Here is an 11689-nt window from a genome sequence, read left to right as displayed (position 1 = left end):
TCTGGCAAACGCGGGAAGTGGACTCATCAAAAAGGAAACGGCCATGCACAAGAAGCCCCATTTACCAACTAAGACATGTCCTATTTGCAAAAAGCCTTTCTCATGGCGTAAAAAGTGGCATCGTTGTTGGGATGACGTGATCTACTGTTCTGAACGTTGCCGTCGTCATAAGACAACTTTGTCGTAATTTCTGTTCGTTTTTAGAACACGTTAATAGTTTCGTCATTCATTTCTTAAGTTAATATTTCTATCTGTAAGACAACTAATGTATAAAGGCGGCATGAAGATACCTAAAAGAATACAGCCCTTAGTTGACGATGGTTTAGTCGACGAGGTGACAAGCCAATTAATGAGTGGCAAAGAAGCATCAGTGTACATAGTACGCTGCGGCGATACGATCCGTTGTGCCAAGGTATATAAGGAAATAAGCCAGCGCAGCTTTAAAAAAGCAACGGCGTATCGTGAAGGCCGAAAAGTCCGAAATAGCCGCCGTGCCAGAGCAATGGAAAAAGGCTCAGGCTTTGGTCGAGAACAGCAAGAGAAAGTGTGGCAAAGCGCTGAAGTGGATGCCTTGTATAAACTGGCAGAAGCGGGCGTACGTGTGCCTGTGCCTTATGGCTGTTTTGATGGCGTGCTGCTTATGGAGCTAGTCACTGATAATGACGGTTATGTGGCGCCAAGATTGAACGATGTTGTAATGCCACCAGAACAAGCGATTGAAGATCATGCGGTGATGATGACTTACGTGGTTAAAATGCTTTGCGTTGGTTTGATCCATGGTGACTTGTCTGAGTTTAACGTATTGGTTGATGAATACGGCCCTGTGATTATCGATCTACCACAAGCTGTCGACGCTTCGGCTAATAACAACGCTGAGTGGATGTTGGCTCGTGACATCAATAATATCCGTGACTACTACGCTCAGTTTGCTCCTGAATTGGCGAAAACCGAGTATGCCAAGGAAATGTGGGCGCTTTACGAGAAAGGCGACTTAAAGCCAGACAGCAAACTGACGGGCGAGTTTACGGAAACTGACGATTTGGCTGATATCGAAGCTATTATGCAAGAGATAGACGCTGCGCGAATTGAAGAACAACACCGACGCGAGCGTGTTAAAGAAGAAAAAGAAGGTGTAGACGACAGCAAGTTCAATTGGGCTGAGTAGTCGTGATCATCGTTTTTGATCTTTCGTTAAATGTCAGTCATAACGCCTTAAAAAACTAAGACGTTCTTTCAAAAAATAACCCAATAGAGCCTCAACTCTGTTGGGTTTTCTTTTTTAGCACTCATGGAAGACGGCCACTGGTATTAATTACCAACTTAACTGCTCACCATCGTAAGCGTAGAAGTGCCCACTGTTATCCGGTGTAGCAGTGCGAATGATGTCCACCAATTGATGGGCGACATAGCTCGACTCAAACAACTTACCTTCAGGGACATTGGTCTGAAAAGGTTTCGATAAAGCCGTGTCTGTTGTGCCCGGGTGTAGCGCTAATACTGTGCCTTTCTTCAATGTGCGTTGCCATTCAATCGACATGGTTTTGATGAACATGTTGAGTGCGGCTTTGGATGAGCGATAGCTATACCATCCACCCAATCGGTTGTCTGAAATGCTGCCGACTTTGGCTGATACCACAGCAAATTTTGGATTGTCACTGGATTTGAGGATCGGCGTGAAGTGCTTGGCCAGTAATAAGCTAGGTAGTGTGTTTACCGAGATGTTTTTCAGAAAGAATTCTGGGTCGATAGAAGATAGGTTCTTTTCCGGCCCCAGATCTGGTGTATGAAGCATACCCACGCAATTTATTAACCAATCCAATCGCTCGAATTGAGTGCTTAGTCGTTCAATATCAGCTTCGCTGGTGGCATCGACTTGGTGCCAATTTAGACGGCTATCTTCTAATTCCGGTCGTTGTGAATGATAAGTCGCGTCGACATGGACATCGAGAAAATCAAAGCGAGACAGCTCAGACAATAGGTGCTTAACCACGGCGAACCCAATACCGCCGCTGCCACCAATGACCAATATGTGTAATCTGAGTTGTTCCACCATTATAAGTTCTCCAAGTTAGTCAGTCGTTGTTCTGCGGTATCGAGTATCGCTTGTTGGTCTTGCTCATCCATATTGTCCCAAGAGCGATAAAGCATGCCCATTCGAGGGTTGCGATTTAAGGCCTCGCGATGTTTGTTCATGAAGCGCCAGTACAAGCTGTTGAATGGACAAGAACTCTCGCCACTGCGCTCTTTAATTTGGTAATGACAGCCTTTGCAGCAATCACTCATGCGATTAATGTAAGAACCGCTGGCAGAGTATGGTTTGGTTCCGACGATCCCGCCATCAGCAAAAAGTGCCATACCTCGCGTATTCGGCATTTCGACCCATTCAATCGCATCGACGTATATACCAAGGTACCAACTATCAACTTGATCCGGAGCAATGCCCGTAATTAAACAGAAGTTACCGGTGATCATAAGCCTTTGAATGTGGTGCGCATAAGCAAACTCGAGGGATTGATCAATCGCGTGCTTCATACAGTTCATCTTGGTTTGCCCATCCCAAAAATAATGAGGCAACTGACGGTCTGCTGCGTAGTGGTTTTTGTTGGCGTAAGCAGGCATGTTCGCCCAATAAACGCCGCGTATGTATTCTCTCCAACCTAGAATTTGACGTACGAACCCTTCGATTTGTGCAATATCGATAGTGGGTGCGTTTAGCTTTGAAGAAGCCTGATAAGCCGACAGCGCTGCATCGATCACTTCTTGGGGGCTTAGCAGTTTACTGTTCAGCGAAAAGGAGAGGCGGCTATGATACAAGCTCCATTTTGAATCGTGTTCTGTCGTCATCGCATCTTGAAACTGCCCGAAAAGCGGTAAACAGACTTGGCAGAAGTGCGCGAGTAAAGACAAGCTTTGTGCGCGGTTAACTGGCCATAATAATTGGTCGCCAACTTCACCAATGGTTTGAACTTGATGACGCTCGATGCGTTCTAAAATCGCGGAAATGTCGTTGGCAAACATCAGAGGTTGAGGCAGGCTTTCAATGTCTTGTTTCTTGAGTTTCTTTCGATTGCTCGCATCGTAATTCCATTTGCCGCCAACTGGCTTTCCGTCTTCTAGCAAAATGTCGAAGTGCTTTCTCATTCGGCGATAGAAGTGTTCCATCATGATGTGTTTGTCTTTCGGAAACTGTTGTTCGATCTCTTCGAATGGAAAGAGGAAGTGTTCGGAATCACAACAACCTTTGGTCGCATTAGTGAGCTTTAGCTTGTTCATCTGCTCTAAAAGGCGATATTCATCTGGCCTTTGATATTCGAATTTCTCAGCGCCGAATTCGTGTACGTAGTGTTGCAATAGCGCATCGAGATTTTCAAATTGCGTGGTGTAATCAAGAGTGAGGTGGAGTACCTGATGACCTTGTTGTTTGAGTTCGTCGGCAAAATAGCCCATCGCAGAGAAAAAAGCGGCCACCTTTTGGATGTGCGATGCAACGTAGTCAGTCTCTTGCTTAAGTTCAGCGATGATGTAAATGACCTCGTCATCAACCTGTTGATACCAAGAGTGCTGGATATTGAGTTGGTCGCCTAAGACAAGGCGCACGGTTTTGAAATTCATAACACATCCTGATTGTTGGTTAAGACAAGTTCTTTGCTTCTGACATTCCACTTGTTGATGAACGCATGGTCTGGGTCGTACATATCCGTTTGCTTACCCAAATCAAAATGACGTGATTTGGGTTGTGCTTGGTTGGCATTCTTTTGCTTGTTGGTTTGAGTGCTTACCTGAGGTCTCAGCGCTCCGGCTATATACGCCCAATTGCCCCAGTTTGATGCCACGTCATAGTCGATAAGTTGGCTCTCAAAATAGGCTGCGCCGTGTCGCCAATCGATCCCTAGTTCGTAGATCAAACAGCTGGCTGCCAGTTGTCTTCCTCTGTTCGACATATAGCCAGTTGTATTGAGCTGACGCATACACGCATCGACAATCGGATAGTTGGTATTGCCACTTTTCCATTTGGCTAAATTCAGGTTCAACGTCGCTGAGGAGTTTGAAGAGTCGAGTTTATGGTTTGAGGTTTCACCGAACAACGACGAACCCAATGACAAACACTTCCAATAGAAATATTCGCGCCACAACAACTCAAAGTAGATCCAATAGGTTGAATCGTTACTGCCATGATCGGCTTCGAACTGTTTTAAATGGCAATAAATCGTTTTAGGCGAAACGCAGCCGAGCGCTAACCACGGTGAGAACTTGGTTGAGTTTTCGATGCCGTCAAATGCGTTTCGAGTCTGCTTGTAATTAAAAGCGTAGTCATGTGAAAAGTAGTTTTCTAAATGCGCTAGTCCTGCGTCTTCTCCACCCCAATAATCGCTTATTACTGCGCTTTCATCATTTGGTGAACTGAATAATGAGATTGTCGATGTCGATGTCGATGTCGATGTTAATGCTAGTCTCACTGCTGGTGGTAGAGCTGAAATAACCGTCTCATTGCGATTAACATCCAAGTGTTCGACTAGCTTTCTAAATTTGGTAAACGAGCTCGGGACTTTTGATAATTCAAACGACAGCTCATGTTGATCAAACAAGGTGGAGTGATGTGGCAAGCATGTTATTAAGTTAGGGTGACGACTTTGTAGTGAATGAATCAATTGTCGCTCGTCGTAACCGCAGTGTGCATTGGCGAAAAAGTGGGTGACGTGTTGTGTAGCAATGATTTGGCTGAGTGTTTGCTCGGCTGCGTCTGGTTCTAAATGATTACTGTGAATTACGACAAGTTGCTGACCAAACTTAACTAAATTCGATTCTAGGTTAGTTATCGATTGTGAAACAAAAGTCTGGCGATGTGCGCCATAACTTTGCTCTTGCGCTAAATCAGCAGAGAAACGAACCAAAGTGGGTTCGACAATCACGCAAATGAGTTTACCGACGCTCTGCACAGCGTAATGGAGCAATTGATTGTCGTTGATTCTTAAGTCGTTCGTAAAAAGATAGAGACCAATCTTTTTCATTGCTTGCACTCGTGATTTGTTAGTTATTAGACGGTTACGAGTGGATGAACAAACAAGATCACAAATGATTACGTCAAATGGGTATTGGTTGAATTTGGGGAAAGAAGAGGGTTGAGGAGGGGACAGAAGCCAACCAATAATACCGATAGAGGTTGGCTAATGAAGCCTGGCTTTATAAGCCGCGAGTCTCTAGGAGCTCTAGTCCATAGGAACGACGAGTATGTCGACGGGAGAAGAGTCTATCAATTGCTTCGAGTGCGAGATGATCTTATGCCAAAAATCATGATGATGACCACAGAGCATTAGATCAATGTTGTGTGTTTTCACAGCATCTTTGAGTTTGTCATTCAAATCACCCGTACCTACAAAAATATGCTGAACCGGCTGTTTAGCGTAAGCCTCAAACTCTCTTAAGTGTTTTATCGCATCATCATTGACAGGTAAGTCACTATTATTTTGTTGAATATCAACGAGTTCTGGGTAGATTTCTCCGTGAGTACCGTCGATATAAACAAACGAAAGTTCCGTTTCTAGTTTGTTCGCGAAGAAGGTTGCTCTATCAATGAGTATTTTCGAGTCATCAGACATTTCAAGTGCGACCAGAATATGTCGGTATTCCATAATTAAAGCCTCTTGTTATTAGTGATGTTACAAGCATAGTTTCTCTCTAAGTAAATGATATCGAAGAGGTCTCATATTGCGTAAAATCATCATTCAAAGATCTTCTAAGTACTCTCGTATTTATATCGCTTTGATTGATAAGAAATTTACAAAAGGTTGTTATAGTGAAGTGAGTTCGATCTTTACGCTTTTTGCTATTAGATAAGCTCGCTAGTCCAACTCGTCAATAACCAAGAGGCATTAATGACAGCATTACTCACCATCCCAACTCGAACATTAGGCTTTGACTACAATATTGAGATCCGCGATTGGTCTCAAAAACTTGTCGGTTTTCACGTATTTGAAGATGGTAGACGACCGCTCGATGGTGGTATTGGCTTGAGCTTAAACCTCGTTGAGCAGTTTGATGTGAATGGTCGTTGGTTAGATTCATTGCCAGCTCGTTATCGTGAGATCACCGATGATTTTCCAGAGTATCAATACCAGATGCTTTGGCTCGCGGCGAATACTTATGAAGCAGCTCAACTGCTTGAATTGAGGCCGGTTATCTTGGCGTTAATCTGCATGAAACACAGTGTCGATAACAAGAAAGCATTGGAACTGAGTCGCCTAGGGCAGAAGAGAATCTTAGCCAAATTGGGCTTAGATGGCAGTAAAGCCACACTCAAATTTATCGATAAGCTAGAGCTTCATTACAACGTCGGTGATGAGCTTGACCACATTGTCCGAATTCTCGAACCCCTGCAAAGACGTGTTCTTAAATTCAAGCATTACTCCAAAGTTGGTTACACAGCGCTTCGTTTGGATCAGGTTCATCCGTTTCTAACCGGCAGTCGATTGGGCATTGCGATGGTGGAAGAGGGCAGGCTTAATGCGCCTTCAAAAATGGCCATGTTCCAAGATGCGATATTGTTAGGACTAGATTTGGAGATTGATTATCCATTACGCGCCATTACCAGCCAAAATTCCTTTGCGATGTTCGAACAACTTCACGATAGATGGACAGAGCAACGTCAACTGCGTCGTTTAGAAGGTAACCGCCCAATGGATAAAGACATTCCTTATCCGGTTCCTTTGCTAGGTAACGACAATATTCATCCGCTTACTGATTACTACGACCTTGAAAAAGAAGGCATGGAGCAAAAACACTGCATTGGTGTTTATCACAATCGAATCATGAGCGACCGCTATGTGGTATTCCGCATGGTCAAACCTCAGCGTTTAACCATAGGTTTACGTCGTGTCCCGAGCAAAGCGTTTCCGTTTGAGATTGACCAAATTTGCGGAAAACGAAATGCACCGCCATCGGAGTCCGCTCGCCAAGTTATTCATGACTGGTTAGAAGCGAGTAAACAAAAGTATCCTAAGCAATAGCCATGAAGTAGAAAGAGTAGCAGGATGTTTCAACAAGGCGATTTATGTCCGCATTGTGGTTTGATTATTGTCATGCCAACAGATTTGCAAGCCGAATGCTTAGGGTGTGGCGAAGAAATCAATCAAGACCCTGCAGACGATTACGACGAAGAAGAGTAACTTTACCTACACTGATATAAACCAAGGCTAGGATGGCCAAATTACTCCCTTTCAAAGGACGGAAACATGCAGAAAGTAATCTTTAGAAATTGCGATGAAAGTTCGCCATATTGGAGTGAATTAGAGCGCTTGCTTCAAAGTGAATGGTCGGATTTTAAGTTTAAAGATACCTATAAAGACTGCGTACAACTCCCTCCAGTAATAGTAGTGCTTCGCGATAATGTGGTCATTGGTGGCTTGGCGTATTCCCATTTTCAGGAACCTCATCAAGTGCGGGATGTTGTTTGGGTTAATGCTGTTTATGTTGATGCTCAATGGCGTGGCCAAGGTATTACAAGTGAATTGATTAATCGTGGTGTTGAACAGGTTTCTTCTACAGTACAAACTCAACTGTACGTGTACACCAATGTAATGGAACTCTACCAAGGGTTAGGTTGGTCAGTTGTCGATATCGACTCAGAAGCAAACCATAAAGTGATGAGTATAGAGCTTATTCGATAAGCTCAGAGCAAAGCCGACTATTAGGTTATCTACCTATCGAGTATTGAACCTATCTCTTTATCAACAACGTATAATCCTGTTAAATTTTCGTTTGAAATGATACCTATATCGCCTTTAAATTAAACAACTAGACGCTGATTAAAACGATCACTACGATTTATTGCAGCAGTGGTTGAGCACAAAGCCTATATTGACTAGAATGGCGCACTTTTTTTATTTACGTACATACAGGTAATGAACATGAGCGATACTAATTCAAAACCAGCTTTACCAGATCATCTAGCAGGTAACCCACGCAGCCCACACCACGTGGCTGAGTGTTTCGAATACCCAATCGGCATTCGTCTAAATGGTAAAGAGCGTACTGATGTTGAAGAATACTGCATCAGCGAAGGTTGGGTTAAGATCCCTTCTCCAAAAGCGCTAGACCGCCGTGGTCAGCCAATGCTTATTACTCTAAAAGGCTCTGTAGAAGCTTTTTACATCGAAGAATAATCGCTTTGTGTGACGCGCTAATGCTTCGTGTAGTTAGCAAATGTTTTGTCTAATTAGCCAACATAAAGTCACTAAGAGTTATTACTTGAAAGGGTCTAGAGAAATCTAGGCCCTTTTTGTTTGCTAAATCTATTGGGCTTATTACCTTTACCAGGCGATACCAGCACCAATTGAGAATTCCAAGTCTTCACCTTCTGCTTTATCGAACCCTGCTGTCACTACAAAGCCACTGTCCATAATATAGGTGGCATCTAAGCCTCCGACTTGTTTGGTTGAGCTGTTAGAGAACTCGCGGCTATCCAAAGTTACGTCTGTATGTGTTCGCTTAATCCCGTAACCGGGAGTGATGTACAAGTTTTCGGTGATTCCAATAGGGGCGTGAAACTGATATTCGTTGTCACGTTGTTTGTATTCGTACGATTCTTCGTCTTCGTTATAAGCCGAACGAGTAAACTCAATACCATAACCTATGCTACCCGGGCCGCGATATTTTATGTAAGAAGCAGACCAATCTCTCCATCCACGCTCAGCCGAGAGACCAAATGTAACCGCAGTTTCCTCTTGGTTTTGTTCATAGGCTTGTGCGTTAGACATAGTGAATAGCAAGACAGCAGCTAATGTCAGAAGGGGAAGCTTTTTGATGGTCATTGGATCTCTCGCTTATGTATACAAAATATCGGCGAATTCAAAGTATTGAACGCCAGTAGATTAGTAACCTAGTCCGGATCTTCCTTGAGCTTTTTGTTAATGTTTTCTTCGTAGATGTTTTGAACGGCATCCTCTTAGATTTGAGGATGCCTATTTGATATGGGAATGGGGGTAATTGTTATTTTAAAGTACGCAGCTTATTGACCTGTATCTTTGCACGAACTTTGGTAACTTCTGCCTGAGAAGGCAAGTTGTCTTTAACCTTATTTTTAATATCCGCAACTGGGATAAAGTTCCACTGACCATCGTGATACTTAACCACAAATGTTTCACGGTTCATCTCTTCACGGAACACCCAAACACCATCGTCGAGTCGCTTAAAGTCACCAACTACATTGCCGTTAGTGTCTTTTACTGTCCAAAAGGTATGTTCAGTATCAAGATAAGACTTCTGCTCACCTGAGATCATCTTGTCACCAGAGCTAACCGTGACATAGTTGTCACGAATGATGATTTCACCAACACGCTTATCATCCACGTAGATGCTGTAGAGAGTATGCTCGTCGCTAACCTGCTCTCGAACGGCTGAGACATGGGCATCGCTGTCATCTCGGTTAAAGAAAGGAATGTCTCCCAATTCAGGGATATGAACAAAACCTAAATCAGCTTGATCAATTCTGTCGGCAATACTTTTTGGGTTGCCGTACGTTGGGTCTGCGTTGTCATAACCATTATCACCGTCAAAAGATGGGTCGCCGTTACCAAAACCTGGGTCAATGTTTTCGAAACCATAATCACCATCAAATTGAGGTTGTGCTGGTTCAGAACCACCGCTAGATGAACAACCTGCTAAAACTGCAGTAAGAACGAGTGCGATAAGTGATTTGTTCATGATATTTCCTATCGTTTATTGAATTCGTAAGATGCTCACTGACTAACTTCACTACTAGGTGACGGGTACACGCCTTGTGTATAGACATTGCTGCATCGCTTGAGACATACAATAAACAATCGGGTCAGGTCGATAAATAAACGAAAAGAAATACAATACATCACGATCTGCTATGTGTTATTTGTGCTATGCATTGCGCAAGCTTATATCCTGACTCATTCACTATGCATGCTCTATGTGTGCCAATCTATTGATCTGATAACTACCACACTGAAGTTCCGGACATTCTGTTAAGTGAAATTGATAATAAATTGCTCACTCGAAAGTGTGATTTATATACAAATGCCTTCCTCGAATAAGAAATCAACAAACAAAAATATGAAGCGTAGTCTAATTAAATGAAACTAAAGTGCTGTATTTAAGGTTATTTTTTGTTAATGGCTATCTCTATCACAGAAAATAATCCTGAAGCACATACAATTCCCAGGCTTTCGAATGAGCGCTAAACTTTTTTCGTTCGAGCATTTTATTTCTATCGCCCAATACACATGAGGTTCCTATGTTTGGAATATTCAAACCTATGGCGCATATCGATCGCTTATCTACCGATAAGATCGATAGCACCTACACACGATTACGATGGCAGCTTTTTCTCGGCATCTTTGTTGGCTATGCGGGTTATTACTTAGTTCGCAAAAACTTCAGTTTGGCGATGCCATACCTGATTGAGCAAGGGTACAGTCGAGGAGAGCTAGGGGTTGCTTTGGCCGCAGTATCCATCGCTTACGGTTTATCTAAGTTTTTAATGGGAAGCGTTTCTGATCGCTCTAATCCTCGTTATTTTCTCAGTGGCGGCTTGTTAATGTCGGCATTGGTCATGTTCTGCTTCGGCTTCATGCCATGGGCGACAGGCAGCATCACTGCGATGTTTATCCTGCTGTTCTTGAATGGTTGGTTTCAGGGCATGGGCTGGCCAGCCTGTGGGCGAACCATGGTTCACTGGTGGTCACGCAAAGAGCGTGGCGAGATCGTATCGGTCTGGAACGTTGCTCACAACGTGGGCGGCGGCTTGATTGGCCCGATGTTCTTATTGGGACTGTGGGCTTTTAACGACGATTGGCGAACCGCTTTTTATGTTCCTGCATTTTTTGCCACTCTCGTTGCTATTTTTGTTTGGTTCACGGTAAGAGATACACCTCAATCTTGTGGCTTACCACCGATTGAAGAACACAAAGACGATTACCCAGACGACTACGATACGTCTCACGAGAAAGAAATGACGGCGAAAGAGATCTTCTTTAAGTACGTTTTCTCTAACAAGTTACTGTGGTCAATCGCGATTGCTAATGCGTTTGTTTATCTTATCCGCTATGGCGTACTCGATTGGGCTCCAGTTTACTTAAAAGAAGCAAAAGACTTCTCGGTAGATAAATCCTCTTGGGCTTACTTCCTGTATGAGTGGGCAGGTATTCCTGGCACGTTATTGTGTGGTTGGATTTCAGACAAGTTGTTCAAAGGTCGACGCGCTCCAGCAGGGATCCTGTTTATGGTTCTCGTAACTGTCGCAGTGTTGGTGTACTGGTTGAACCCAGCGGGTAACCCAACGGTTGATATGTTGGCACTGATTGCGATTGGCTTCCTTATTTATGGTCCAGTAATGCTAATTGGCTTGTATGCACTTGAACTTGCACCAAAGAAAGCGGCGGGAACAGCAGCTGGCTTAACCGGTTTGTTTGGTTACCTAGGCGGGGCAGTTGCTGCCAATGCCGTGCTTGGTTTCATGGTTGACCATTACGGCTGGGATGGCGGCTTCATGATTTTGGTCGGAGCTTGTGTTGCTTCAATAATTTGTCTGCTTTACGCCTTCCTCGGTGAGCGTGCGCACCATAAACAAAAAGATCTCGAACGAGAGAAAGAAGCGCTAACTCAGTAGTTTATTAGCTGAACCACACCATACTAATAACAACAGAGGCAGGTATATCCTGCTTCT

The 11689-nt window shown here is 43.7% G+C and carries 13 protein-coding genes; 7 read left to right on the top strand and 6 right to left on the bottom strand.

Going from position 1 to position 11689, the window contains the following annotated elements:
• The first annotated feature begins 43 nt into the window (after positions 1-43).
• Both MED222_RS21930 and MED222_RS11975 read left to right on the top strand, forming a co-directional pair.
• A complete protein-coding gene (locus MED222_RS21930) occupies positions 44-187 on the top strand; it encodes a DUF2256 domain-containing protein (RefSeq protein ID WP_009846860.1) in 144 nt (47 codons plus the stop codon).
• Positions 188-280: 93 nt separating this feature from the next.
• Positions 281-1165, top strand: a complete 885-nt coding sequence (locus tag MED222_RS11975; RefSeq protein WP_083784082.1) for a PA4780 family RIO1-like protein kinase — start codon at positions 281-283, stop codon at positions 1163-1165.
• Positions 1166-1312: 147 nt separating this feature from the next.
• Here MED222_RS11975 and MED222_RS11980 read toward each other — a convergent pair whose 3' ends face one another.
• From MED222_RS11980 to MED222_RS11995, 4 genes are all read right to left on the bottom strand, one after another.
• The gene (locus MED222_RS11980; protein ID WP_009846858.1) at positions 1313-2053 is read right to left on the bottom strand and encodes an SDR family oxidoreductase; all 741 of its coding nucleotides are present in this window, start codon (positions 2051-2053) and stop codon (positions 1313-1315) included.
• Positions 2053-3612: a cryptochrome/photolyase family protein gene (locus MED222_RS11985; protein ID WP_009846857.1), complete on the bottom strand. Its 1560-nt coding sequence runs from the start codon at positions 3610-3612 to the stop codon at positions 2053-2055. Before MED222_RS11985 ends, MED222_RS11980 begins: the two co-directional genes overlap by 1 nt.
• On the bottom strand, positions 3609-5009 hold the full coding sequence (locus MED222_RS11990; RefSeq protein ID WP_009846856.1) for a DASH family cryptochrome: 1401 nt from the start codon (positions 5007-5009) through the stop codon (positions 3609-3611). Before MED222_RS11990 ends, MED222_RS11985 begins: the two co-directional genes overlap by 4 nt.
• A gap of 198 nt (positions 5010-5207) precedes the next feature.
• Entirely contained in the window at positions 5208-5630 is a 423-nt protein-coding gene (locus tag MED222_RS11995) for a universal stress protein (protein ID WP_009846855.1), read from the bottom strand.
• 243 nt (positions 5631-5873) lie between these two features.
• Here MED222_RS11995 and MED222_RS12000 point away from each other — a divergent pair, with 243 nt between their 5' ends.
• The 4 genes from MED222_RS12000 to MED222_RS12010 all read left to right on the top strand — a co-directional run bounded on the left by MED222_RS12000 (position 5874) and on the right by MED222_RS12010 (position 8159).
• Entirely contained in the window at positions 5874-7004 is a 1131-nt protein-coding gene (locus MED222_RS12000) for a PcfJ domain-containing protein (protein WP_009846854.1), read from the top strand.
• A 24-nt stretch (positions 7005-7028) separates the two neighbouring features.
• Positions 7029-7163, top strand: a complete 135-nt coding sequence (locus tag MED222_RS22725) for a hypothetical protein (RefSeq protein WP_009846853.1) — start codon at positions 7029-7031, stop codon at positions 7161-7163.
• A 66-nt stretch (positions 7164-7229) separates the two neighbouring features.
• Positions 7230-7664 carry a GNAT family N-acetyltransferase gene (locus tag MED222_RS12005; protein WP_009846852.1) on the top strand — a complete coding sequence of 145 codons (435 nt, stop codon included), beginning with the start codon at positions 7230-7232 and terminating at the stop codon, positions 7662-7664.
• 240 nt (positions 7665-7904) lie between these two features.
• Entirely contained in the window at positions 7905-8159 is a 255-nt protein-coding gene (locus MED222_RS12010; RefSeq protein ID WP_004733911.1) for a DUF3297 family protein, read from the top strand.
• 147 nt (positions 8160-8306) lie between these two features.
• Here the strand turns inward: MED222_RS12010 and MED222_RS12015 are convergent, their stop codons facing one another.
• Positions 8307-8807: a hypothetical protein gene (locus tag MED222_RS12015; protein ID WP_009846851.1), complete on the bottom strand. Its 501-nt coding sequence runs from the start codon at positions 8805-8807 to the stop codon at positions 8307-8309.
• 178 nt (positions 8808-8985) lie between these two features.
• Positions 8986-9699 carry a membrane lipoprotein lipid attachment site-containing protein gene (locus MED222_RS12020; RefSeq protein WP_009846850.1) on the bottom strand — a complete coding sequence of 238 codons (714 nt, stop codon included), beginning with the start codon at positions 9697-9699 and terminating at the stop codon, positions 8986-8988.
• A 559-nt stretch (positions 9700-10258) separates the two neighbouring features.
• Here MED222_RS12020 and glpT point away from each other — a divergent pair.
• Positions 10259-11632 (top strand): glycerol-3-phosphate transporter, encoded by a 1374-nt coding sequence (gene glpT, locus MED222_RS12025; protein WP_032555211.1) that lies wholly within the window; start codon positions 10259-10261, stop codon positions 11630-11632.
• The last annotated feature ends 57 nt before the right edge of the window (positions 11633-11689 follow it).

The sequence above is a fragment of the Vibrio sp. MED222 genome, assembly GCF_000153005.1.
Classification (GTDB): Bacteria; Pseudomonadota; Gammaproteobacteria; order Enterobacterales; family Vibrionaceae; genus Vibrio; species Vibrio tasmaniensis_A.
Note: the sequence above shows the minus strand (reverse complement) of the source record. Positions and strands in the feature narration are given on the sequence as shown.

Bases quoted from the DNA above. Each gene is read 5' to 3' on its own strand.
- MED222_RS12015 (WP_009846851.1), bottom strand. From the start codon at position 8,807: ATGACCATCAAAAAGCTTCCCCTTCTGACATTAGCTGCTGTCTTGCTA.
- MED222_RS22725 (WP_009846853.1), top strand. From the start codon at position 7,029: ATGTTTCAACAAGGCGATTTATGTCCGCATTGTGGTTTGATTATTGTC.
- MED222_RS11975 (WP_083784082.1), top strand. From the start codon at position 281: ATGAAGATACCTAAAAGAATACAGCCCTTAGTTGACGATGGTTTAGTC.
- MED222_RS12010 (WP_004733911.1), top strand. From the start codon at position 7,905: ATGAGCGATACTAATTCAAAACCAGCTTTACCAGATCATCTAGCAGGT.
- MED222_RS12020 (WP_009846850.1), bottom strand. From the start codon at position 9,699: ATGAACAAATCACTTATCGCACTCGTTCTTACTGCAGTTTTAGCAGGT.
- MED222_RS12005 (WP_009846852.1), top strand. From the start codon at position 7,230: ATGCAGAAAGTAATCTTTAGAAATTGCGATGAAAGTTCGCCATATTGG.
- MED222_RS12000 (WP_009846854.1), top strand. From the start codon at position 5,874: ATGACAGCATTACTCACCATCCCAACTCGAACATTAGGCTTTGACTAC.
- MED222_RS11980 (WP_009846858.1), bottom strand. From the start codon at position 2,053: ATGGTGGAACAACTCAGATTACACATATTGGTCATTGGTGGCAGCGGC.
- MED222_RS21930 (WP_009846860.1), top strand. From the start codon at position 44: ATGCACAAGAAGCCCCATTTACCAACTAAGACATGTCCTATTTGCAAA.
- glpT (WP_032555211.1), top strand. From the start codon at position 10,259: ATGTTTGGAATATTCAAACCTATGGCGCATATCGATCGCTTATCTACC.
- MED222_RS11990 (WP_009846856.1), bottom strand. From the start codon at position 5,009: ATGAAAAAGATTGGTCTCTATCTTTTTACGAACGACTTAAGAATCAAC.
- MED222_RS11995 (WP_009846855.1), bottom strand. From the start codon at position 5,630: ATGGAATACCGACATATTCTGGTCGCACTTGAAATGTCTGATGACTCG.
- MED222_RS11985 (WP_009846857.1), bottom strand. From the start codon at position 3,612: ATGAATTTCAAAACCGTGCGCCTTGTCTTAGGCGACCAACTCAATATC.